The 23,754-nt window shown below is 69.2% G+C and carries 19 protein-coding genes; 5 read left to right on the top strand and 14 right to left on the bottom strand.

Annotation, left to right across the window (positions count from 1 at the left end):
- Window positions 1-13: 13 nt before the first annotated feature.
- From ACGF7Y_RS17015 to purF, 3 genes are all read right to left on the bottom strand, one after another.
- Window positions 14-1,027, bottom strand: coding sequence for an ABC transporter permease (locus ACGF7Y_RS17015; RefSeq protein WP_393234595.1), 1,014 nt, complete (start codon window positions 1,025-1,027; stop codon window positions 14-16).
- Between the two features lie 122 nt (window positions 1,028-1,149).
- Window positions 1,150-2,685 carry an ABC transporter substrate-binding protein gene (locus ACGF7Y_RS17010; protein WP_393234683.1) on the bottom strand — a complete coding sequence of 512 codons (1,536 nt, stop codon included), beginning with the start codon at window positions 2,683-2,685 and terminating at the stop codon, window positions 1,150-1,152.
- Window positions 2,686-3,148: 463 nt separating this feature from the next.
- Window positions 3,149-4,741 (bottom strand): amidophosphoribosyltransferase, encoded by a 1,593-nt coding sequence (purF, locus tag ACGF7Y_RS17005; RefSeq protein ID WP_040864730.1) that lies wholly within the window; start codon window positions 4,739-4,741, stop codon window positions 3,149-3,151.
- Between the two features lie 215 nt (window positions 4,742-4,956).
- On the opposite strand from purF, the gene ACGF7Y_RS17000 reads away from it, so the two are divergent.
- On the top strand, window positions 4,957-6,225 hold the full coding sequence (locus ACGF7Y_RS17000) for a YhgE/Pip domain-containing protein (RefSeq protein ID WP_393234680.1): 1,269 nt from the start codon (window positions 4,957-4,959) through the stop codon (window positions 6,223-6,225).
- Between the two features lie 74 nt (window positions 6,226-6,299).
- Here ACGF7Y_RS17000 and ACGF7Y_RS16995 read toward each other — a convergent pair whose 3' ends face one another.
- From ACGF7Y_RS16995 to ACGF7Y_RS16985, 3 genes are read right to left on the bottom strand one after another with little or no spacing between them, the layout of a single operon-like run.
- Entirely contained in the window at window positions 6,300-6,692 is a 393-nt protein-coding gene (locus ACGF7Y_RS16995; protein WP_393234592.1) for a sterol carrier family protein, read from the bottom strand.
- A gap of 49 nt (window positions 6,693-6,741) precedes the next feature.
- Window positions 6,742-7,362 (bottom strand): CPBP family intramembrane glutamic endopeptidase, encoded by a 621-nt coding sequence (locus ACGF7Y_RS16990; RefSeq protein ID WP_393234589.1) that lies wholly within the window; start codon window positions 7,360-7,362, stop codon window positions 6,742-6,744.
- A 32-nt stretch (window positions 7,363-7,394) separates the two neighbouring features.
- Window positions 7,395-9,128, bottom strand: coding sequence for an alpha/beta hydrolase (locus tag ACGF7Y_RS16985; protein ID WP_393234586.1), 1,734 nt, complete (start codon window positions 9,126-9,128; stop codon window positions 7,395-7,397).
- A 185-nt stretch (window positions 9,129-9,313) separates the two neighbouring features.
- Between ACGF7Y_RS16985 and ACGF7Y_RS16980 the strand changes: the two genes are divergently transcribed.
- Window positions 9,314-9,604, top strand: a complete 291-nt coding sequence (locus tag ACGF7Y_RS16980; protein WP_393234583.1) for a YiaA/YiaB family inner membrane protein — start codon at window positions 9,314-9,316, stop codon at window positions 9,602-9,604.
- Between the two features lie 61 nt (window positions 9,605-9,665).
- Here ACGF7Y_RS16980 and purL read toward each other — a convergent pair whose 3' ends face one another.
- Window positions 9,666-11,960, bottom strand: a complete 2,295-nt coding sequence (gene purL / locus ACGF7Y_RS16975; RefSeq protein ID WP_393234580.1) for a phosphoribosylformylglycinamidine synthase subunit PurL — start codon at window positions 11,958-11,960, stop codon at window positions 9,666-9,668.
- A gap of 128 nt (window positions 11,961-12,088) precedes the next feature.
- On the opposite strand from purL, the gene ACGF7Y_RS16970 reads away from it, so the two are divergent.
- Window positions 12,089-13,402: a glycosyltransferase 87 family protein gene (locus ACGF7Y_RS16970; RefSeq protein ID WP_393234577.1), complete on the top strand. Its 1,314-nt coding sequence runs from the start codon at window positions 12,089-12,091 to the stop codon at window positions 13,400-13,402.
- Here the strand turns inward: ACGF7Y_RS16970 and ACGF7Y_RS16965 are convergent.
- From ACGF7Y_RS16965 to purS, 4 genes are all read right to left on the bottom strand, one after another.
- Window positions 13,351-14,649: a M18 family aminopeptidase gene (locus tag ACGF7Y_RS16965; RefSeq protein WP_393234574.1), complete on the bottom strand. Its 1,299-nt coding sequence runs from the start codon at window positions 14,647-14,649 to the stop codon at window positions 13,351-13,353. The genes ACGF7Y_RS16970 and ACGF7Y_RS16965 overlap by 52 nt on opposite strands.
- A 237-nt stretch (window positions 14,650-14,886) precedes the next feature.
- The gene (locus ACGF7Y_RS16960) at window positions 14,887-15,318 is read right to left on the bottom strand and encodes a MarR family winged helix-turn-helix transcriptional regulator (protein WP_393234572.1); all 432 of its coding nucleotides are present in this window, start codon (window positions 15,316-15,318) and stop codon (window positions 14,887-14,889) included.
- A gap of 654 nt (window positions 15,319-15,972) precedes the next feature.
- Window positions 15,973-16,650: a phosphoribosylformylglycinamidine synthase subunit PurQ gene (purQ, locus tag ACGF7Y_RS16955; RefSeq protein ID WP_040864722.1), complete on the bottom strand. Its 678-nt coding sequence runs from the start codon at window positions 16,648-16,650 to the stop codon at window positions 15,973-15,975.
- The gene (gene purS / locus ACGF7Y_RS16950) at window positions 16,647-16,883 is read right to left on the bottom strand and encodes a phosphoribosylformylglycinamidine synthase subunit PurS (protein WP_062968638.1); all 237 of its coding nucleotides are present in this window, start codon (window positions 16,881-16,883) and stop codon (window positions 16,647-16,649) included. Before purS ends, purQ begins: the two co-directional genes overlap by 4 nt.
- A 131-nt stretch (window positions 16,884-17,014) precedes the next feature.
- Here purS and ACGF7Y_RS16945 point away from each other — a divergent pair, with 131 nt between their 5' ends.
- Entirely contained in the window at window positions 17,015-17,659 is a 645-nt protein-coding gene (locus ACGF7Y_RS16945; RefSeq protein ID WP_393234564.1) for an MBL fold metallo-hydrolase, read from the top strand.
- 2 nt (window positions 17,660-17,661) lie between these two features.
- Here the strand turns inward: ACGF7Y_RS16945 and ACGF7Y_RS16940 are convergent, their stop codons facing one another.
- Window positions 17,662-19,017, bottom strand: coding sequence for a dipeptidase (locus tag ACGF7Y_RS16940; RefSeq protein ID WP_393234562.1), 1,356 nt, complete (start codon window positions 19,015-19,017; stop codon window positions 17,662-17,664).
- Window positions 19,018-19,221: 204 nt separating this feature from the next.
- Here ACGF7Y_RS16940 and ACGF7Y_RS16935 point away from each other — a divergent pair, with 204 nt between their 5' ends.
- Window positions 19,222-20,613, top strand: coding sequence for a glutamate decarboxylase (locus ACGF7Y_RS16935; RefSeq protein ID WP_393234559.1), 1,392 nt, complete (start codon window positions 19,222-19,224; stop codon window positions 20,611-20,613).
- A 120-nt stretch (window positions 20,614-20,733) separates the two neighbouring features.
- Here the strand turns inward: ACGF7Y_RS16935 and ACGF7Y_RS16930 are convergent, their stop codons facing one another.
- The gene (locus tag ACGF7Y_RS16930; protein ID WP_393234556.1) at window positions 20,734-21,435 is read right to left on the bottom strand and encodes a DUF2334 domain-containing protein; all 702 of its coding nucleotides are present in this window, start codon (window positions 21,433-21,435) and stop codon (window positions 20,734-20,736) included.
- Window positions 21,436-21,577: 142 nt separating this feature from the next.
- Window positions 21,578-23,749 (bottom strand): S9 family peptidase, encoded by a 2,172-nt coding sequence (locus ACGF7Y_RS16925; RefSeq protein WP_393234554.1) that lies wholly within the window; start codon window positions 23,747-23,749, stop codon window positions 21,578-21,580.
- Window positions 23,750-23,754 lie beyond the last annotated feature (5 nt).

Genomic DNA, 23,754 nt, shown 5'->3' with positions numbered 1-23,754 from the left:
TCCGGAGCGGTCATCAGAACCTCACCCTCGGATCGATCAGCGCAACCAGGACGTCCACCACGAAGCTCAGCACCGCCACGATGAGCGCGATGAACGCGACGATGCCCTGCACGGCGATGAAGTCGCGCGCCGACAGGTACTGCGCGAACTGGTAGCCCAGGCCCTTCCACTCGAACGTGGTCTCGGTGAGCACCGACGCGCCGAGCATCATGGCGATCTGCATGCCCATCACCGTGACGATCGGGATCATCGCGTTACGGAAGGCATGCCGCCCGGTCACCACGCGGCGGGACAGACCGCGCGCCCGTGCGGCGTCCACGTAGTCGGCGCGCAGGGTCTGGATCAGGTTGATCCGCACCAGCCGCAGGAAGATGCCCGCGGTGAGCAGGCCAAGCGCGACGGCGGGCAGCACGGCGTGTCTCAGCACGTCGAGCAGGTAGCCGGAGTCGCCGTAGAGGATCGCGTCGATCAGCATGATGTTGGTCTTCGGCGAGACGTGCTGCAACCGCAGTTCCACGTTGGTGCTCGCCCGTCCCGCCACCGGCAGCCAGCCCAGCCGCACCGCGAACACCAGCTTGAGCAGCAGGCCGACGAAGAACACCGGCGCGGCGTAGAACAGGATCGCAAGCAGGCGCAACGTGGTGTCGGCAGCCGAATCCCGGTGGGTGGCGGCGTATCTGCCCAGCGGGACGCCGATCGCGAACGCGACGATCAGCGCCCAGCACACCAGTTCCAGCGAGGCCGCGCCGTAGGTGAGCACCACCTCGCTGATCTCCCGATTGTCCTGGGAGCGGCCGAGATCCCCGTGCAGCAACCCGGAGAGGTAGTCCCGGTACTGAGCCAGGATCGGCCGGTTGAGCCCGGCTGCCTCCTTGCGCGCCGCTATCTGTTCCTGGGTCATGCGCCCGCCCATGGCCGCGCTGATCGGATCGCCGACCACGCGCATCAGGAAGAACACGACCGTGACCAGGATCCACGCGGTCACCGGGATCAGCAGCAGGCGGACACCGAGGTAGCGCGACAACATGCGGTGCCGGGAATCGTCGCCGCCCCTGCCTGTTCTCCGCGGGTCCCAGGGCCGGGCCCGGACCGATGCCGGCGCGCTGTCCGCCGATATCGTCGCCTCGGGCCCGGCTGTCTCGCCGGAACTCACTTGCTCAGCACCGTATAGCGGAACTTGAACGACGCGTCGAGCGTCTGCTCCACGCCTCGCACGCCTGCGGCCGAGACCGCGATCTGCTTGCCGGACAGCAGCGGAACGATCGGCAGGAAGTTCTGCGCGAGGTCGCGCTGCACCTGCTGGATCTGCGCGAGCCGCTTGTCCTTGTCGGGCTGGGTGGCCTGCGCGATCAGCTGCGCGGAGATGCCCGGGTCCTCGAAGTGCGACTGCAGGAAGTTGTTCGGGCCGAAGAACGGAGAGAGGTAGTTGTCCGGGTCCGGGAAGTCCGGGAACCAGCCGAACTGATAGAGCGGGTAGCCGTCGCGGGCCCGTTCGCGCTGGTAGGTCACCCATTCGGTGGATTGCAGGTTGACCGAGAACAAACCGGTGGCCTCCAGCTGCGACTTGATCGCCGCGTACTCCTCGGAGCTGCTGGAGCCGTAGTGGTCCGGGTTGTATTGGAGATTCAGCTCCACCGGGGTCGGCACCCCGGCGTCGGCCAGGAATCTCGCCGCCTGATCCTTGTTCGGCCGGGCGCCGTAGATGTCCTCGAACGGCTCCGCCGCGCCCGGCACGCCCTGCGGCACGGACGAATACGCGGGCAGGTACGTCTTCTTGTAGACGCCGTCGGCCAGCGCGGCCCGGTCGACGCTGGACGCGACCGCCTTGCGCACGGCCAGTTTCTGCGCGGGCGTACCGCCCGGCATGGTGTTCAGGTTGAACACCAGGTAGCGCAATTCACCGCCCGGGCCCTCGTGCACGGTGACCTTGCTGTCGTTGCGCAGCGACTCGATGTCGGTGGGCGTGAGCGACCGATATCCGACGTCGAGCGAACCGTTCTGGAGGTCGAGTTTCATGTTGTCGGCGGTGGCGTAGTACTTCGTCGACACCGTCTTGGTTCTCGGTGTGCCGAGGATGCCGTTGTAGTCGGCGAACGCCCGGTACTCGACCAGTTTGTTCTTGTCGTAACCGGCGATGGTGTACGGGCCGGAGTAACCCTTGCCTCGCACCACATCCTCGTCCGGCAGCACCCGGTCCGGGGCGTACACCTTCTCGTCGACGATCGGTCCTGCCTGGGTGGGCAGGATCGCGGGGAAGGTCTGATCGTTGGCCACCTTCAGCGTGAACGCGACGGTGCCCGCGTCCACCACGTCGGTCTTCTCCAAGTTGCCGAGCAGTGCCGCGGGCCCGTTCGGGTCGTTGATCCGCAGCATCCGGTCGAAGGAGAACTTCACGCTGGTGGCGGTCAGCGGGTTGCCGTTGGCGAATCTCAGGCCGTCCTTCAGCGTGCAGGTGTACACCGTGGGCGCGGTGAACTCGCACTTCTGCGCGGCATCGGGCCGAGGTGTCGCGTCGCCGGGCGCGAAGTTCAGCAGGTACTGGTAGATCTGCGTCTCTGCGACGAGCGAGCCGTTGTCGTAGGCGGCCGCCGGATCGAGCGAGAAGATCTTGTCGGTGGTGCCTGCCACCAGGCCGCCGCCGTCATCGTCCTCGCCGGTTCGCCCGGAACCGCAGCCCGCCAGCATCGACGCCGCCAACCCCAATAAGCCGACGGCCGCGATGGTTCGCGTCCCGATCCGCCGCCCCAACCACGAATTCCTCATCACGGCCCCACTTCTCGAGCGCCGCACCGCGCTCGGCGTGGATCGCGGGCCCGGTGCGGACGCGGGTGAACTTCCGGTCTGATCGGCACCGTACCTACGAAGCATTTTCGGCACGTTACGTTTTCGAAGAAAATCCGCGAGCCTGTCAGCAGGCGTTATGCACAGCGCCTACGGCCGCCGGTAGAACCGGTCGTATGTCCAGGACGGCGGCGTAGGGCGGGGCGTCATGTCTCGAGCACGCCACGCGACAGTGCGCGACAGGACATGACGGTACCGGCGGACGCTTCCGGCGAAACCATCACGCGCCGCGGCGAAAGGGATTCCGGCGGACGCCCGGAGCGGGCGACCCACCGGCGCAGGTGATCACAAGGCGATCAGCGGCCGCTCACGGACGGCTCAGCGCGCTCGCATTCGCGTTGTCGCTCAGCAGCGCGGCCTCCGACTGGCCGGTGAGCATGCCCTCGAGCACGTTCTTCCCGATGGCCGCCTCGGTGGGCAGCGGAATCGGGTAGGTGCCGTCGAAGCACGCGCAGCACAGTCGCGAGCGCGGCTGTTCGGTCGCGGCGACCATGCCGTCGAGCGAGATGTAGCCGAGGGTGTCCGCGCCGATCGACCGGCGCACGCCCTCGACCATGTCCGCGACGTCGCCTTCGGTCCCCGCGCCGTTGGCGATCAGTTCCGCCCGCGAGGCGAAGTCGATGCCGTAGAAGCACGGCCATTTCACCGGCGGCGAAGCGATGCGCACGTGGATCTCCACCGCGCCCGCCTCGCGCAGCATCCGGATGAGCGCGCGCTGGGTGTTGCCGCGCACGATCGAGTCGTCCACGACGATCAGGCGCTTGCCCCGGATCACCTCGCGCAGCGGATTGAGCTTGAGCCGGATGCCCAGTTGCCGGATGGTCTGGCTGGGCTGGATGAACGTGCGCCCGACGTAGGCGTTCTTCATCAGACCCTGGCCGTAGGGCACTCCCGACCCCTGCGCGTAGCCGACGGCGGCCGGCGTACCGGATTCGGGGACCGGGATCACCAGATCGGCGTCTACCGGGTGTTCCTTCGCGAGGCGCCGGCCGATCTCCACCCGGGTGGCGTGCACCGACCGGCCCGCGATGGTGCTGTCCGGCCGGGCCAGGTACACGTACTCGAAGACGCAGCCCTTGGGTTCGGGGTTGGCGAAGCGCATCGAGCGCACGCCTTCGGCGTCGATCGCCAGCAATTCGCCGGGTTCGATCTCGCGGACGAACGCGGCGCCGACGATGTCCAGCGCGGCCGTCTCGCTGGCAACGACCCAGCCACGCTCCAGCCTGCCCAGGCACAGCGGGCGGACGCCGTGCGGGTCGCGCGCGGCGTAGAGGGTGTGCTCGTCCATGAAGGTCAGGCAGAACGCGCCCTTCAAGGTGGGCAGCAGTTCCATCGCGGCCTGCTCGATGCTCGAGTCGGCGGAGGCGTGCGCGAGCAGCGCGGTGACCACGTCGGAGTCGGACGTCGCCGCGGCGGGCTGCGGGCGCCCACCCCGGACGGAAGCGCCGAGCAGACCGAGTTCGCGTGCGCGACCGGCCAATTCGGCGGTGTTGACCAGATTTCCGTTGTGCCCCAGGGCAAGTCCGGAGCCGACCGCGGTGGTGCGGAAGATGGGCTGCGCGTTCTCCCAGGTCACCCCGCCCGTGGTGGAGTAGCGGCAGTGCCCGACGGCGATGTGACCCGGCATGGCCGCCAGCGTCTGCTCGTCGAACACCTGGCTGACCAGACCCAGATCCTTGAAGACCAGGATCTGCGAGCCGTCCGACACCGCGATGCCCGCCGCCTCCTGTCCGCGGTGTTGCAGCGCGTAAAGCCCGTAATACGTGAGCTTCGCCACTTCTTCGCTCGGCGCCCAGACTCCGAAGACTCCGCACTCCTCGCGTGGCTCGTTCTCGTTGACGTCCGGGGCGGGACAGGAGGGGGCGGAAATGCTCTGGACCGGCAGTTCGGCGTTGGTCACCGTTTGCTCCCTGTTCGGGCGGGCTGGGGGCAGATTTCATTCTACGGGTGCTCGGTGGCGCACCGACACCGCCGCCGCATCCGAGCAGCAATCCGGGTGCCCCAAGCGCGGCCGGTGCGACGCGGGCAGCTGTTACGGTGCGCACCGTGACGACTACGGACGACGCGAGCACGGCGGAGTCGGGTGCGGCCCCCGGGCGCAGGCCATGGCCTCGGATGGTGCTCTTCCCCCTCGCGGTGCTGAGCCTGCTCACCGCACTGCTGGGCATCATGTACCTCGACTACGTCGTCGATCCGGAGAAGAACCTGCACGATTTCCCGATCGCCCTGGTCAACCAGGACGTCGGCGACACCATCGGCAACGGGAGCACCGCGCGGAAGGTGAATTTCGGCGACCAGATCACGCAGGCGCTGTCCGATGGGGTGCCGTCGGACAAGGTCGACCTGCGGGTGATCAGCATCAACGAGTCCGAGCGGCAGATGCAGTCCGGACAGGTCTACGGCGCGATCATAATCCCGAGCGATTTCAGTAAGCGGCTCGGGAATCTGGGTGTGGGCAGTGTCATACCGGGCGACATCCAGCGGCCGATCATCACGTTGCAGACGAATCCGCGCACCGGCGCGTTCGGCACCCAGATCGTGCTCCGGGTCGGCGACGAGGCGCTCACCGAGGTGAACAAGCAGGTCGGCAAGCAGCTGCTCGATCAGGTCACCGCGCAGCTCGCCCCGCCGCCCGGCGGTCCGCCCGCGCCCGAGCTGACCGGGGCGACCAAGGTCGCGCTGGCGTCGCCCATCGAGGTGGTCACGCAGCAGTACCACCCGCTGCCGCACGGTAGCGGGCAGGGGCTGACCGCGTTCTTCTACGCCCTGTTGCTCCTGCTGGCCGGTGTGGTCGGCGCGATGGTGATCCACACCATGATCGACGCGCAACTCGGCTTCGTGCCCACCGAGTACGGCCCCTGGTACGTGCACTACCCGTCCACGCCGATCTCCCGGTTCAGGACGCTGCTGATCAAGTGGGGCGTGTTCGTGCTGGCCGCGAGCATCGTCTCCGCGGTGTTCCTGGTCGTCGGCAAGCTGCTGGACATGCCGATCGGCAATCCGCTCGCCCTGTATCTCTACAGCGTGCTGGCCCTCACCGCCGTAGGCGTCACCGGGCTGTCCATGCTGGCGGCGATCGGCTCGGCGGGCCTGCTGGTGAACCTGATCCTGTTCGTCATCCTCGGTTTGCCGTCCTCCGGCGGCACCGTGCCGATCGAGGCGACGCCGCGATACTTCGGCTCGCTCGCTTCCTTCGAGCCCATGCACCAGGTGTTCCTCGGGGTGCGGTCGATCCTGTACTTCGACGCGAATTTCGAGGCGGGACTCACGCGCGGGGTGTGGATGGCCGTCCTGGGGCTGGCGATCGGGCTGGTGCTGGGCGCGGCGGTCACCCGCTTCTACGACCGTAAGGGGCTGGAGCGCCGCAACATCGTCCAGGCGTGAACCGGAACACGCCGCGAATCACCGGTTTCCGAGCACACCTCGACCGACCCGTCGGCACCGCTCGGGCGCGGACCTCAGGCGGTGGCCCGGACGATCGGGAGCCAATGAGCGATCTCGGCCGCGCGGGTGCCGGAGGCGGTGACGGCGCCGGAGGCGACGGCGTCGTCGAACTCGAGCAGGCCGGTGGCCAACAGCAGCCAGGTGCGCGGGTCGGTCTCGACGACGTTCGGCGGGGTGCCCCTGGTGTGCCGCGGCCCCTCGACGCACTGCACGGCGACGAACGGCGGTACCCGCACCTCCACCGAATGTCCCGGAGCCGAGGCCGCCAGCGAGCGCGCCGTGGTCCGCACCGCCGCCGCGAGTTCGGCGCGCGCGGGCGCGTCGACCGACTCGTCCCGCAACCACTCGCTCACCACCGCCACCGCTGCCCTCGTTTGCGCCGGGTCGACCGTCCCTCGTCCTGCCACCTTCGCGACCCTACTTCCCGAATCCATCCACAGTTGTCCCCAAGCCGTACTACGCAGGCCGGGATCCGCGCGAGGAAGCGTCGATGCGGCGGGCCAAGCGCGGCGCGATCGCCCCGCCCGCGTTCATGGCGAGATGCAACAGCGCCGGGGCGACGGTGCCCGCGGTGCGGCGGCGCAGCCGACCGAACACGAGGCCGCCCGCCGCGGTGACGGCCACGGTGGCGGGGACGCTGTCGCCAACGGCCCGCGCGGGAGCGATGTGCCAGAGCCCGAAAGTCGCCGCGCCGAGCAACGCACCCGTGCGCGGGCCGAAGACGTGGTCCAGCAGGGGATCCAGCGTGCCGCGAAAAACCAGTTCCTCGCTGTAGACGGTCCCGAGGGGGATGTGCACGGCCGCCCACTCCGCCGTCGACACGTCCGGCCCGCGTTCGGCGAGTTCGGCCAGTCGCCATCGCAGCGATGGAACAGCAAGGGTTGCGACGTAACCGGCCACGACGCCCGAGGCGGCGAGCAGCCCGCAGCGCACGCCACGCCACGAGTCACGGCCCGGCTCGGCGCGCGACGCGAGCGCGTACGCGGTGGCGAAACCGGCATTGGCCGCGGTTCGCCCGCGTATGCCGAGACCGAGGCGGGGCAGGACCACGTTGCTCCAGATCAACGGAAATACCACGGCCGCAATAATTCTCGCGACCCGCGTCCGTCTCACTTGGTTGTCCGCTCGTAATCCTCGGCGGCCTCGACTTCGGCCCGGATTCGTTCGGAACGCTCCGCGGTCCAGTCCGGCGGCGCGGCGATGGCCGCCCAGCCGTCCAGCACCAGACTGCCGTAGCGGTGTCCGTGCCCGTCGGTGACGCCCTGCGCGTTGGTGAGGTCGGCGGCCACCTGCCAGAAGGTGACGAACGGCCACCAGCGCATCTGGGAGGAGACGTCCGAGCCGCGCGGCTCGGACAGCCAATCCGGGCGCGAGAAGATCAGGTCCGGCGACCACCAGACGATCGGGTCGGACGCGTGCTGTAGATACGCGATGCGCGGCGGCCGCCACTCCGTCGAGGGCCGCGCCAGATCGGCGCTGTCGCTGGCGAACCGGACCACCAACCCGTCCGCGTACAGCGGCTGGACCTCCCTGGACCCCGGATCGCGGCGGGCGACGAACTGCTGCCACAGCCGGTTGGAATTGGGCGGGCCGACCCAGAGTGCGCCGTCGACCTTGGCCCGCAGATCGGCCAGGCCGTCGAACGCCGCCTCGGAACCCTGCGAACCCAGGCTCTCCCCGTACACCAGCAGCTTGGGGCGAACCTGCGGCGGCCGCGCGGTCCAGTGCTGGTACACCGCGTCGAACAAGTCCCTGCCCGCCGCGGCAGCCTTGTTGCGGTCGGCCAGGAACGACAGCACGCTGGGCAGGTACGAGTACTGCGTGGCGACCATCGCGGTGTCACCGTCGTACATGTACTCGATCGCCCCGGCGGCCAGCGAGTTCACCCACCCGGTCCCGGTGGTGGTGACCACCACGAGCGCCTTCCGGTCGAACGCTCCGGTTCGCTCCAGCTCCGCCACCGCCAGTTCGGCCGGTCCCTCGTCGCCTTCGCCCGACTCCAAGCCGACGTAGGCCCGGATGGGTTCCTTGGCCGGACGGCCGGTGACCGAGGTGATGCGGCTCGCCGTGGGGCCGTGCGAGACGAACCAGCGCCCTTCGAAACCGAGGGTCTCCCACTTCGCCAGCGAGGTCGGGCTGCCGGAGCGTTCCGGCTGCTGCGGCTGCACCGCGTTCACCGAGGTGTGGTCGTTCTGCACGCTGAAGGCCGAATTGGCCACCGCGAAGAACGCCTGGGTGGCCACACCGTTGAAGATCGTCACCGCCAGCACCACCAGCACCAGGAACCCGGCGGCGGGCGCGAGTTCGCGTGGAATCCGCACCCACCGATTGAGCAGGCGGGCCAGGAACAGGATGATCTCCCGCAGCGTCCGATAGGCCGAGACGGCCGCGACGCCGACCGCCAGGCTGAGCAGACCGGTGCGCAGGTAGGCGGGCGTGGTGGTGCCTTCCATGCCCATCAACGCCGTGATCTCACGCTGCCACCGCGCCGACTGGATCAGCATCAGCGCGGCGCTCAACGCGGCGGTGAGCAGCACGGCGGACTTGATCGCGTAACGCGCCCACGTCGGCGGCGGCGAGATCTTCAACCGTGGCCGCACCCACAACCGGAACAGCCACTCCAGCAAACAGCCGGCGCCGTAGCCGATGGCGGCGTTGATCCCGCTGATCAACCCCTGGAACAGCCAGTCGCGCGGCAGCAGCGACGGCGTCACCGACAGTGCGAAGAACACGGTGGCCACGACCAGGCCGACGTAGTTGAGATCGATGACGTCCTCGGCGTTCCGGGTCGTCGCGACCGCGCGCGTACGCAGCTTTCGCATGGTCCCGGCGCTCTCCAGCATTCGATCAGTATGGCGGTCGGCACCGACGGCCCGGCGCGTCGCCCACCGCGACGCGGGCGCACCGGGCGCGGATCACACCGCCCGCGGGGCCCGTGAACGGACGGATTTTCCGAATGGCAACTACCCATTCCGCTCGAGTAGTTGTACAGGGGTGCTCGGGCCGCGCCGTCCGGAAACTCTTATCCATGAGCACAACGACCACGCGGACGAAAGCCAGCGCCGCATACGTCGCGCAGGCCTCGCTCGCCTTCGGCATCAGCTTCGTCGGCATCGGCATCGGCATCTACGCGCTGCCACTGGATGTCTGGCAGCGCGGATTCCTGGGGATGTCCATGCTCTTCCTGGTCACGAGCACCTTCACGCTGGCGAAGGTGGTCCGCGACCAGCACGAGGCGGCGACCATAAACGGTCGCATCGATCAGGCGCGGATGGAGAAGCTGCTCTCCGAGCACGATCCGTTCCATTCCGTCGCCTGAATACGCGCACCTGGGCGGGCCCGGTAACGAGGGGTTCAGGCCCGCCCAGGTGGGCGTTTCGTCAGACAGTGCCCGCGCCGAACAGCTTCGGCAGCGTGCCCTCGTGCGCGGTCCGCAACTCGTCCATGGGGATCGAGAACTGGCCCTGCACCTCGAGCGAATCCGAGCCCTGATCGACCACGCCGATACGCACCCATGGCAGTTCGCGCGCGGTGCACATCCGGGTGAACCTGGTCTCCTCCGAGCGCGGCACGGCGACCAGCACGCGCCCCGCCGACTCGGAGAACAGCGTGACGAACGGGTCATCGCCCTCGGGAAGCAGGATGCGGCAACCGGTTTCACCGGCGAGCACGGCTTCGACGACGGCCTGGGCGAGCCCGCCTTCGGAGAGGTCGTGCGCGGCGCTGATCATGCCGTCGCGCGAACCGGCGGTCAGCACTTCCGCGAGCAGCTGCTCGCGTGCGAAGTCGACCTTCGGCGGCACGCCGCCCAGATGCTCGTGCTCCACCTGGGACCAGATCGACCCGCCGAACTCGTCGCGGGTCTCGCCGAGCAGGATCAGCGTCTCGCCCGGCTCCAGCCCGAGGCCGGTCGGGATGCGGCGGTGCACGTCGTCGATTACGCCGAGCACGCCGACCACCGGGGTGGGCAGGATCGCGGTCTGGCCGGTCTGGTTGTAGAAGCTGACGTTGCCGCCGGTGACCGGGATGCCGAGCGCCACGCAGCCGTCCGCCAAGCCGCGCACGGCCTGCTGGAACTGCCACATCACGCCGGGGTCCTCCGGCGAACCGAAGTTCAGGCAGTTGGTGACGGCCTTCGGCGTCGCGCCGGTGGTGGCCACATTGCGGTAGGCCTCGGCCAGCGCCAGCTGCGCACCGGCGTAGGGGTCCAGCTTGGTGTAGCGGCCGGATGCGTCGGTGGCCAGTGCGATGCCGCGGCCGGTCTGTTCGTCGATCCGGATGACGCCCGCGTCGGCCTGGTCGGCGAGCACGGTGTTGCCGCGCACGTAGCGGTCGTATTGCTCGGTGATCCACTTGCGGCTGCACAGCTGCGGGCTGGAGATCATCCGCAGCAGCGTGGCGCGCAGTTCGTCGGCGGTCTCCGGCCGGGCCAGCCGGTCCGGGGTGTCGGCGATCAGCGCGTCCTGCTCGTCGGGCCGCGCGAGCGGGCGCTCGTAGACCGGGCCCTCGTGCGCGACGGTGCGGGGCGGCACGTCCACCACGGTGTCGCCGTGCCAGGTGACCACCAGCCGGTCACCGTCGGTGACCTCGCCGATCACCGTGGCCAGCACATCCCACTTGCGGCACACGGCCATGAACGCGTCCACGTTCTCCGGGGTGACGACCGCGCACATGCGCTCCTGCGACTCGCTGGAGAGCACCTCGGCGGGCGTCATGCCGGTCGCGCGCAGCGGCACCTTGTCCAGCTCGATGTGCATGCCGCCGTCACCGGCCGCCGCGAGCTCGGAAGTGGCGCAGGACAACCCGGCGCCGCCGAGGTCCTGGATGCCGACCACCAGCTTCGCCGCGTACAGCTCGAGACAGCACTCGATGAGCACCTTCTCGGTGAACGGGTCGCCGACTTGCACCGAGGGCAGCTTCTTGCGGCCGGAGCCGGACTCGTCACCGGAGAAGGTGTCCGAGGCCAGCACCGAGACGCCGCCGATGCCGTCCAGGCCGGTGCGCGCGCCGAACAGCACGATCTTGTTGCCCGCGCCGGAGGCGAAGGCCAGGTGCAGGTCCTCGACCCGCATCACGCCGGCGCACAGCGCGTTCACCAGCGGGTTGCCCTGGTAGGAGGCGTCGAACACGGTCTCGCCGCCGACGTTCGGCAGGCCGAGGGAGTTGCCGTAGCCGCCGACGCCGCGCACCACGCCGTCCACCACGCGTCGGGTGTCGGCCGCGTCCGCGGCGCCGAAGCGCAGTTGGTCCATCACCGCGATCGGGCGCGCGCCCATCGCCATGATGTCGCGCACGATGCCGCCGACGCCGGTGGCCGCACCCTGGTACGGCTCGACGTAGGAGGGGTGGTTGTGACTTTCCACCTTGAAGGTGACCGCCCAGCCGTCGCCGACGTCGACGACGCCCGCGTTCTCACCGATGCCCGCGAGCATGGACTCGCGCATCTCGTCGGTGGTGGTCTGGCCGAAGTAGCGCAGATGCACCTTCGAGGACTTGTAGGAGCAGTGTTCGCTCCACATCACCGAGTACATCGCCAGTTCGGCGTCCGTCGGCCTGCGGCCGAGGATCTCCTTGATCCGGGCGTACTCGTCGTCTTTGAGCCCGAGTTCTTTGTAGGGTTGCGGCACGTCGGGGTTTGCTGCGGCTGCGCTGACGGTGTCGACCTGCGGAGTCACGGAGTACCAGGGTCCTTTCGGCCGGGCATTGTGAAGCGACGAGCGTTGTCACTGGGGGGCGGCGAGATGCCTGGGTGTAAGTCTAGAGGCAGTGGGTACGGGCCACACGCACCGGCTAGTCTGAGCCGGTGAACGAAGGATCGGGGGTCGCGAATCCGGGTGAGCGATCGATCGCCTCGGACGCCGCGTCGGCCCGGAGCGGGGAATCGGGAGCCGCGCCCGGTGACGCGTCGCCGAACCCCGGGACACGGCAAGTGCGCTGGCTGATTGCTGCTGCCGCGTTGTTCGCGGTGTCGGCGCTCGTCTCGCTGCTGGCGCACTGGTGGCACGGTTACATCGACCTGCAGGTCTATCGCAACGGCGCCCGGGTCTGGTTGGACGGCGGCGACCTGTACGGCCCGATGCCACCGGTCGAGGGGATCGGGCTGCCGTTCACCTATCCGCCCTTGGCCGCGTTGTTCTTCGCGCCGCTGGCGCTGATGCCGCTGGTGATCGCCGAGGTGGTCGTGGTCGTCACCTCCGTAGCCGCCCTGGCCATCTCGCTGTGGCTGGTGCTGGCTCGGTTGCGTCCCGACCTGTCCCGGCCGGCCGTGCTCGCCCTGGTCGTCGGCGCGGTCGCGGTGGCACAGTTCTTCGAACCGGTCCGCCAGACCTTCGGCTTCGGCCAGATCAACCTGGTGCTGATGGCCGCGATCACCCTGGACTGCCTGGCGCGCAAGCCGTTCTGGCCGCGCGGCATGCTGATCGGCATCGCGGTGTCGGTGAAACTGATCCCGGCCGGATACCTGCTGTACTTCGTGCTGCGCAAGGACTGGAAGGCCGCGGGCACGCTGGTGGTGTCCGCGATCGCGGCGGTCGGTCTCGGATTCCTGCTGTTCCCTGCCGATTCCGTGGACTACTGGTTCCACACCCTCGCCGACACCGGCCGGATCGGACCGCCCTACTTCGCGGGTAACCAGTCCATCAAGGGCATGGCCTTCCGGTTGGGCATCGACGACACGGCGGCCACTCTGCTGTGGATCACGCTGTCGGTGCTGGCGGTGGCGCTGGCCGCGGTGTGGATGCGCAGGCTGCTCGAAGCGGGCGCGACCGCGGCGGCGCTGCTGGTGAACGCCGCGGCGGTGCTGCTGGTCTCGCCGGTGTCCTGGTCGCATCACTGGGTGTGGATCGCGCCCGCGCTGGTGCTCACCGCCGACCTCATGGTGCGCGGCGCGCGCAGCCCGCGGGCGATCGGAGTGATCGCGGCGGGCGCCGTGCTGTTCCTGATCGGCCCGCACTGGCTGCTGCCGCACTCGCGCGACCGCGAGCTGGAGTGGGCCTGGTGGCAGCAGATCATCGGAAGCAGTTACGTGCTGGCCACGTTCGCGGTGTTCCTCGTCGCGGTGTTCACCTACCGCCCGATGGCCTCCGGCGTGAGGAAGGCGGCCAGCGCCGCGGCGTAGGCCGGGACGTCGAACACGCCCATCAGCTCGCGCGCGGAATGCATCGCCAGCTGCGGCGCGCCCACGTCGACGGTCGGCATGCCGGTGCGCGCCGCGGTCATCGGCCCGATCGTGGAGCCGCAGGGCAGGTCGGCGCGATGCACGTAGCGCTGCAACGGGACCGCGGCCTGCGCGCAGGCCAGCGCGAACGCTCCCGCGCCGGTGGCGTCGGTGGCGTAGCGCAGGTTCTGATTGACCTTCAGCACCGGCCCGCCGTTGACCTCGATGCGGTGCGCGGGCTCGTGGCGCTCCGGATAGTTCGGGTGCGTCGCGTGCGCCATGTCGCCGGACGCGCACACCGAACCGGCCAGCGCGGCAAGGTAATCGGCGCGGCCGCCGCCGCGCGCGAGCACGATGCGTTCCAGCACCGTGGGCAGCAGATCCGACTGCGCGCCGCGGTCGGACTGGCTGCCGACCTCCTCGTGGTCGAACATGGCCAGCACCGGGATCGCCGCCCCCGGCGTGTCGATCGCGGCGAGGAACGCTTGGAGGCCCGCGAAGCAGGTGCCCTGGTTGTCCAGGCGGGGCGCGCTGACCAAGTCCTGATCCCGCCCGATCAGCCTGCTCGGTGTCAGGTCGTGGGTCATCAGCTCCCAGCCGAGCACGTCCTCGGGATCGACCTCCACCCGATCGGCCACGAAATCGATGAACGATGCCGCCTCGTACCCAGCGCCCCACACCGCGTTGACGTGCCGCTGCGGGTCCAGCGTGACGCCCCTGCGGTCCTCGGAGAGGTGGATGGCCAGCTGCGGCACCCGCAGGATCGGCTCATCGATGCGAACCAGGCGCTCGCCCACCGTGTTTCCGTCGCGCACGCTCAACCGTCCGGAGACGCCGAGTTCGCGATCCAGCCACGAGTTCAGCCACGCGCCGCCGTACGGTTCCAGCCCCACGAGCTGCCAGCCCGCCGAGGTCAGGTCGGGATGCTGCTTGACGCGCAGGTTCGGGCTGTCGGTGTGCGCCCCGACCACACGGAAGGGGGTCGCGCCCGCCGTGTCCCCTGCGGCCCAGGCCACCAGCGACCCACCGCGCACCACGTAGTGCCTGCCCGTGCCGTTCGACGGCCAGGTCTGCGACTCGGCGAGCCGGGTGAATCCCCGAGCGTCCAATTCCTCGGCGACCGTGCGGCAGACGTGGAACGGCGACGGAGACGCATCGATGAACGCGCACAGCCCAGCGGCCGTGGCTGCGGTGGTGGAGGCGGGCATGCCTGCGATCCTAGGCAAGCGGGCCGTGACCGGTGTGTCCCGGTCGATCGGCGGGTGTGCCGAATACTCGGTCGAATACGACGTGGCCGATGCGGTAATCGCGAGAAATCGGCCCGCTGAATCACTACTCGGCACGAGTCGATTCGCCCCGGAACATAAGGGCGAGAATGGTCCGGCGTCCGATCACGAATCGGGCGCTCGCGGCATTCATCGGATGAATGTCGGTACTTCGGAGTATTACTCCGAGGCGATGGAAACCAGGTCGAGCAATCGCATGAGTTCGGTATATCGGCGCGCGCCGATGCGCCCGCGCAACTCTTGTTCGGCACGCGCCTCCTCCGCGCGCACCTCGGTGACCAGGTCGGCGCCGAGCCTGCTGAGGCCGATGAGGATGCGGCGGCGATCGTCCTGCGCGGCGAGCCGGAAGATCAGGCCGCGCTCGGCCAGATAGTCGGCGTGTCTGGTGGCCGAGGACGGCGCCAGCTGCGATCTGGCCGCCAGTTCGGTCATGGTGATCCCCGCGTCGCCGCACAGATTCGACAGCATCGACCACTGGTCCGGCGAGAGCTGCCTGGCGCACAACGCCGCGTCCAGATGCCGCACCCAACCGCGCTCCGCGGCACGCAGCGCGCCATGTAGCGTCGAATTTCCGCTTACAATGGACGTCATTATTTCCCGCCTGCCGTGAATTTCGCTCGAACGAGAAGCAGAGTACCGAATGTCGACGTCGTTCGAGAGCCCTGCGGGGACGATCGAGGTCCTCGACATAGTTCCGCGACAGGGACCGGGCGGTATCAAGGCGCAGTCCTGCGACGCGGCGATATCCGTCACGGCCGATGAAATCAACCGGAGTGCGGGAATTCTGGGGCGCGAAATTCGTACTACGAATATCGATGAGGCGGACGTCGGCCGAGGTCTCCGCGCCGCCGTCCACCGACATGATGCACGCCGTCACCGGACGCCGATCACGACTTCTTCGTGGCGCCCAGCTTCTTCCTGGACCACCGCACACCCGATGGGCGGGACCGGATGACCCGCTACCGCGCGCGGTACGGCGCATTCGCGCCCGCGCTCACCAGCTTCGGCAACGCCACCTACGAAGCCGTCCACACACCGGGCGCGCCAGAGCGGACGGCCGGATTGCTGGAAGTGCCCGAGATACTCGACGCCCTCGACCGGGGCCTGGTTCTCGAAACCTTTTGCGGCGTCCGGAGTTTCCGAGGCGACCAGGCAATCCAGCGCGGATGTATCGCCCGCGCGGATCGGGTCGACTTCGAGATCGTCGACCGCACCAGCGGAAAGACGAATACGAACGCTGGAGGACTACACCCCTACCAGCGAGTCCAGTACCGAGAGGAACAGGCCGAGACCGTCGTCACTGGGCCCGGTCAGCGGCTCGGTGGCGTGTTCGGGGTGCGGCATCAAGCCGACGACGCGACCGTTCGCCGAGGCGATGCCCGCGATGCCGCGCTGCGAGCCGTTCGGGTTGCCGCTCGCGTAGCGGAAGACCACCCGGCCTTCGCCCTCGAGCTGGTCCAGCACGGCTTCCGAGGCCTGGTAGCGCCCCTCACCGGACTTGAGCGGGACGAGGATCTGAGCGCCCGGCTCGAAGCGGGAGGTCCACGCCGTCGACACCGACTCCACGGTCAGCCACTCGTCGCGGCAGATGAAGTGCAGCCCTTCGTTGCGGGTCAGCGCGCCGGGCAGCAACCCGGCCTCGCACAGCACCTGGAAGCCGTTGCAGATGCCCAGCACCGGCAGTCCGGCGCCCGCGGCACGCACGACCTCACCCATGACGGGCGCGAACCGGGCGATGGCGCCCGCGCGCAGGTAGTCGCCGTAGGAGAAGCCGCCGGGCACGATCACCGCGTCGACGCTCTTGAGGTCGGCGTCGGCATGCCACAGGCTGACCGCCTCGGCGCCGGCCAGGCGCACCGCCCGGGCAGCGTCCACGTCGTCGAGCGTGCCGGGAAAGGTGATGACCCCGATGCGCGCGCTCATGAGAGGCGAACCACCTTCCACTCCTCGATCACGGTGTTGCACAACAGCGATTCGGCGATCTGCTCGAGCGCCGCGTCGTCGATGTTGTCATCGACGTCGAGTTCGAATCGCTTGCCCTGGCGCACGTCCGAGATGCCCTCGAATCCCAGGCGCGGGAGTGCGCCGACGATGGCCTGCCCCTGCGGATCCAGGATCTCGGCCTTCGGCATCACCTCGACCACGACTCGTGCCACGCGTTGCTCCTCATGTGGTTGGGGGGTTACCTCAGCAGCGTAGTTGTGCTGGTCGAGCCCGGCATCCGCGGGGTGCGCCGAGACGCCCGCGATGTCGTGGAGAACACACCCGGCGTGGCTAGCATGGCGGCATGCGCATAGCCCACTTCGGTCACTCCTGTCTCCTCGTCGAGCTGCACGGCAAGAAGATCCTGTTCGATCCGGGCACGTTCTCGCACGGCTTCGAGGGTCTCACCGGCTTGGACGCGATCGCGGTCACCCACCAGCATCCCGACCACATCGACCCGAACCGGATCGAGGCGCTGGTCGAGGCGAACCCCGGCGCGCGGTTGCTGTCGGATCCGCAGACCGCTCAGCAGCGCGGCGAGCGGTGGGAGGCGGTGCACGCGGGCAACGTGCTCACCCTCGGCGATCTCCGGATCACCGGCGGCGGGGGCAGGCACGCCGTGATCCATCCGGAGATCCCCGTGATCGACAACACCGTCTTCCAGCTGGGCACCGCCGACGACCCCGCGCAGCTCGTGCACCCCGGTGACTCGCTGTGGGTGCCGCCGGTCCCGGTCGGCGTGCTGGCCGCGCCCGCCGCAGCGCCGTGGATGCGGGTCAGCGAAGCCGTCGACTACCTGCGCGCGGTCGCTCCGCGCGTCGCGCTGCCCATCCACTACGGCATCATCCGCGCGGAGGCGCAGGGCATCTACTTCGGCAGGCTGTCCGAAATGGCTCCCGCCGGAACCGAATTCCGGGTGCTCGACCCGGAGAACGACACCGAGTTGTAGCGCTATCCGGCGTAGGTCGCCAGGAAGATCGCCTCGGCCAGGGCCATGTGCTCGATCTCCTTCGGATCCACGCTCTCGTTGGGCGCGTGAATCAGGGCTTTCGGTTCCTCGACCCCCAGCAGCATGATCTCCGCGTCCGGGTAGGTGGTGGCGAAGACATTGCACAGCGGGATCGAGCCGCCCTGCCCCTGGGTGGTCGCCGGACGACCGTAGGACGCGGCGAGCGCCGCTTCCATCGCGGCGCGCGCCGGTCCGCCGGTCGGGGACCGGAACGGTGCTCCGGCGCCTTCCAGCTCGACGGTCAGCTCAGCGCGCCACGGCGTGTGCGCCTCGAGGTGCGCGACGAGCGCCCGGTGCGCCTGATCCGGGTCGGTGCCCGGCGGAATGCGCAGGTTCAGCCGGGCGCGCGCGACCGCGGGGATGGCGGCGGCGGAGCCGACCACCGGAGGCGCGTCGATGCCGAGCACCGTCAGCGCCGGCCGCGCCCAGAGCAGGTCGGCGACGGTGCCGTCGCCGACGAGTTCGACATCGCGCAGGACGCGCGCGTCGGCGTGGAACTGCTCGCTCGGATACTGGACGCCCGGCCAGACCTGATCGTTCGGCAACCCGTCGATGGTGGTGTTGCCCCGCTCGTCGCGCAGCGAGGCAAGCAGGTGGATCAGCGCGGCGAGCGCGTCGGGAGCCGGGCCGCCGAACATGCCGGAATGCAACGGGCCGGCGAGCGTTTCGACCGTGACCACCACGTTCACTCCGCCGCGCAGCGTCTGCGTCAGGGTCGGCACACCCGCGGCGAAGTTACCGCAGTCGCCCACGACGATCGCGTCCGCGCGCAGCAGTTCCGGCTCGGCCTCGACGAACCGCTCCAGTCCCCCCGTGCTCTGTTCCTCGGAGCCTTCCGCCACCACGATGACCCCCACCGGCAGATCCGCCCCGAGCGCGCGCAGAGCCGTCAGGTGCATGACGATGTTGCCCTTGCAGTCGGCGCTGCCGCGCCCGTACCAGCGCCCGTCGCGCTCGGTCAACTCCCACGGCGGGGTGCGCCATGCGGCCTCGTCCATCGGGGGCTGGACGTCGTAGTGACAGTAGAGCAACACCGTCGGCGCACCATCGGGAGCGGGCCGCGAGGCGACCACCGCCTTGGTGCCGTCCGGCGTTTCGTGCAGGCCGACCGTGGTGAGCCCCGCTGCGGCGAACGCGTCGGCCACCCACTGCGCCGCCGCGTCGCACTCCTCGGGAGAGAACTGCCGGGGATCGGCTACCGACTTGAACGAAACAAGCTGAGCCAGATCGGTTTTCGCCTGTTTCATCAACTCCGCCACCGCGCTGCGCAGTGCCGCGACACGCACATCGTCTGTCATCCCCCAACCCTATCCCCGGCCTTTCGGGTGAAGTTCGCACAGCTGGGCGGGTGTCCGCGCACGAGACGTCTCCGGAGCGAAGGCGAAGTACCTCCGCGGGACGGCCGCGGTGTGTCAAGGTGAGCGAGGGAAGATGTCAGCTATCGCAGGGCATCCTCCGCGAGAGATGAGGCACACCCGCACCCTGTCGACCGGGAGGCCCGCATGTCCGAAGCAGCCGATGATCTGTTCGCCCTGCCGGGGCTCGGCCGGTCCGCGCCGCGAGCCGGATTTCCCCCGCACGAAATGTTCCCGCAGGTCGCGTACGAGATCGTGCACGACGAACTGATGCTCGACGGCGTCTCGAGGATGAACTTGGCCACGTTCTGCACCACCTGGGTGGAGGACCAGGCGCGCAGGCTGATGGCCGAATGCCTGGACAAGAACATCGTCGACAAGGACGAATACCCGCAGACGGCCGAGTTGGAGCGCCGGGCTGTGCGGATGGTCGCCGATCTGTGGCACGCGCCCGACCCGGCCGGCACGCACGGCACCTCGACCATCGGCTCCAGCGAGGCGGCCATGCTCGGCGGGCTCGCGGCGAAGTTCCGTTGGCGCAAGGGTGGCGGCACCGGGACGCCCAACTTCGTCTGTGGCCCCGTCCAGGTGTGCTGGGAGAAGTTCGCGCGGTACTTCGACGTCGAGATCCGGCAGATCCCGCTGCGCGGCGATCGGCTCACCATGCATCCCGACGACCTCGCCGAGTACTGCGACGCGAACACCATGATGGTCGTCCCGACCTTCGGGCAGACCTACACCGGCCTGTTCGAAGACGTCGCCGGGGCGAGCGCGGCGCTCGACGCGCTCGAGCGCGAGAAGGGCTGGGACATCCCGATCCACGTCGACGCGGCCAGTGGCGGTTTCCTCGCCCCCTTCGCCGCACCGGATCTGGTCTGGGATTTCCGGCTGCCCAGGGTGAAGTCGATCAACGCCTCCGGCCACAAGACCGGCCTGGCCCCCCTCGGCGCGGGCTGGGCGATCTGGCGCGAAGCCGATGATTTGCCGGAGGAGTTGATCTTCGACGTCGACTACCTCGGCGGCAGCATGGCCACCTTCAACCTGAACTTCTCTCGGCCCGGCGGGCAGGCGATCACGCAGTACTACCAGTTCATTCGCTTGGGGCGGGCCGGCTACGCCCGGGTGCAATCCGCGATCTACCGGGTGGCGCAGCACTTGGCCGCGGGCGTGCGCGGCCTCGGGGTCTTCGAGCTGATCCACGACGGCGATCCGCAGCGCGGCATCGCGGCGGTGTGCTGGCGCCTGACCGGTGATCCCGGCTTCAACCTCTACGACTTGTCCGACCGGCTGCGCTCCAGAGGCTGGCTGATCGCGGCCTATCCGCTACCCGCGGACCGGAACGACGAGACGGTGATGCGCGCGGTGCTGCGCCACGGCTTCACCGTCGACATGGCCGACATGCTGATCGCCGATCTGGGCCGCTGCATGGAACAGCTGCGGCGGCGGCCGTTCTCGACCTCACTCACGCGCGCGGAGGCGGGCGGCTTCACGCACGACGCGACGGCGGCGGTGCCGGAGACGACGATCGCTCCGTCCTGATCGTGACAGCGCCGCCGCCCGGCTACGCCATTCGCGGGCGGCGGCGCCGATCGGTCGCGCCACGGCGGTCCCGACCGGCCACGGGCGATGGGGCCGACCCGCCGCCGCCCGCGGCGTCAGTCATGCGGCTCGAACGGCCGGGAAGGGCTCCCACCGGTAGGTCGTTCCCGCCGCACCGTGCAACAGCGCCAGGTCGACGGCATCGAGCACGGCTTGCCGGGGGCCCGAACGCGTCAGCTGCGCGGCGGATACGGCCAGTCGCAGCACGCCGCCGCGACGGGCGGTGCGCGCGGCGCCCATGACCAGGGCGCGGCACCACCAGGGTTCGGCGCGGAAGCCCTCGCCGATGCCGTACACCCTGGACTTCTGCGCCATATTGCGCTCCAGGTCGATGATCGAGGTCAACCCGAGCGCCAGCCGGAAACCGACCTCGGGCAGCGCGTCCAGCGCGCCCGTCGAGGCATCCCAGCGCGGGGCCGCGAACAGCCGGGTACGCAGGTCGGCCTGCTCCAGCACGCGATCCGCGGCGGTCAACCGCAATCGGGCCTCGTGCCGGGGCAGCGCGGCGAACTCGGCGCGCCGCCGCTTGGTGGCCGCCTGGTCGTAGCCGTGCAGCACGATGGCGTCGCCGCGGGCCCGGCGGCCGCGCAACCAGGCCTGCGTCGCCGGGTCGTCGAGCAACCGGTATTTGCCTTTCAGCCGCGGAGCCACCAGCAGCGAGAGGGGCACGCCGCGCCGATCCATCTCCTCGGCGAACCCCATCGCCGTGTCCCGGGTGGTGTCCCTGATCCCGGAGACCGATACGACCAGCTCAGCGTTCATGCATCCACGGTGCCAGCCGCACGTGTCCGCGACGTGCAGGCTATATGACCAGGTGGCGAACACTCCGTCACGCCTGCGTCGGCCGCTCGCCCCGCGGTCGGCGCGCCGCTTTCACCGGTGCGCCCGGCGATCGGGCGGTGCGTTACGCGTCGGCGAGACCGACCGTGTCGAGCAGCCAGGCGTGTTCGAAGGCCACTTCCCGCCACTTCTCGTAGCGCCCGCTGACGCCGCCGTGGCCCGCGCTCATCTCCGTCTTCAACAGCAGCGGCGCGTCGCCGGTGGCGGTGGCGCGCAGCTTGGCGATCCACTTCGCGGGCTCCACGTACAGCACGCGGGTGTCGTTCAGGCTGGTGATCGCCAGGATCGCCGGATAGTCCTTGGCCTCGACGTTCTCATACGGCGAGTAGGACTTCATGTACTCGTAGACGTCCTTGTCGGCCAGCGGGTTGCCCCACTCGTCCCACTCGATCACGGTGAGCGGCAGCGACGGGTCGAGGATGGAGGTGAGCGGATCGACGAACGGCACGTTCGCCAGGATGCCCGCGAACAGCTCGGGGGCCAGGTTCGCCACCGCGCCGACCAGCAGGCCACCCGCGCTGCCGCCGTCGGCGACCATCCGGTCCGGGGCGGTGACTCCCGCGTCGACGAGATGCCGGGCGCAGGCCACGAAGTCGGTGAAGGTGTTCTTCTTGGTGAGCGTCTTGCCGTGCTCGTACCAGAGCCTGCCCATCTCGCCGCCGCCGCGCACGTGCGCGACCGCGAAGACCATGCCGCGATCCAGCAGCGACAGGCGGGCGACCGAGAACGACGGGTCGATGCTCGCCTCGTAGGAGCCGTAGCCGTAGAGCAGCAACGGTTTGGGCTCGTCGGCCGCGGTGGTCTTCTTCCGCACCAGCGAGATCGGAATCCGGGTGCCGTCCTCGGCGACCGCCCACTGCCGGTGCTGTTCGTAGTCGTTCGCGTCGTAGCCGCCGAGCACGGGCTGTTCCTTGCGCAACAGCAGCTCGCCGGTGGCCGGGACGTAGTCGAATACCTGCATCGGCGTGATGAACGAGGTCAGTCCGATGCGCAGGGTCGGCTGGGCCCACTCCGGATTGGCTCCGACGCCGACCGCGAAGAGTTCCAGATCGATGTCGAGTTCGCGCCGCTCGCCGTAACCGTCGGCGGTCAGCGGCCACACCGCGATCCGGGTGAGCGCCTCGCGCCGGTAGCTGAGCACCAGGTGGTCGCGGAACGCGTCGATGTCCTCGAGCCGCACGTCCTCGCGATGCCCGATCAGTGGCGTCAGGTTCGACGGGTCGTCGACCGGCGCCTCGGCCAGCACGAAGTTCTCCGCCTTGATGCCGTCCACCACGTCGTTGTGCAGGATCAGGAAGCGGTCTTCGCCGCCGATCACCGCATGCTCGGCGGAATACTCGACACCCTCGCGGCGCGGCAGCAGCACGCGGAACTCGCCCTCGGGATCGTCGGACTCCAGCACCCAGCCCTCGCTGGTGATCTTGGAACCGACCCAGATCATCAGGTACTTCTCCGAGCGGCTGGCGCCGATGCTCACCCAGTAGCGCTCGTCGGGCTCGTGGAACACCTTGACGTCCGGATCGGTGCTGCCGAGCCGGTGCCGCCACACCGTGTCGGGCCGCCAGGACTCGTCGACGGTCTGATAGAAGACGTGGCTGCCGTCCAGCGACCAGGTCGCACCCGGTGCCGTGCCCGCGATCTCGTCGCCGAGCAGCTCGCCGGTGCGCAGATCCTTGAAGCGCAGCACGTACCGCTCGTCACCGACGTTGTCCACCGAGTAGGCGAGCAGCGTGCCGTCATGACTGATCGAGAACGCGCCGAGGGCGAAGAAGTCGTACCCTTCGGCCAGCTCGTTGCTGTCGAGCAGCACCTCTTCGCCCGGGACCTCGGTCTCCGCGCTCAGCTGGGGCGGAGTCCACTCGTCGATGCCTTGGGCGCCCGCGGCGATCGGGCACCGGCAGTGCACGCCGTACTGCTTGCCCTCGAAGCTGCGCGAGTAGTACCAGTACTCGCCCAGCCGGGTCGGCACCGAGAGGTCGGTCTCCTGGGTGCGCGCCTTGATCTCGTCGAAGATCGTCTCGCGCAACGTGCTCAGGTGCTCGGTCTGCGCCTCGGTGTAGGCGTTCTCCGCCTCCAGATAGGCGATGACGTCGGGATTCTCCTTGTCCCGCAGCCACTCGTACTCGTCGACGAACACGTCGCCGTGGTGCACCCGCCGGGTGGGCACCGTCTCGGCGACCGGCGGCGCCACCGCGCCGCTACCGGGTTCGGAGATCGTTCCGCTGTCGAGAGCCATGGCGT

Source organism: Nocardia sp. NPDC047654, from assembly GCF_043205035.1.
Classification (GTDB): Bacteria; Actinomycetota; Actinomycetes; order Mycobacteriales; family Mycobacteriaceae; genus Nocardia.
The sequence above is the reverse complement of the archived record's forward strand: the minus strand, read 5'-3'. Positions and strand labels throughout refer to the sequence as shown.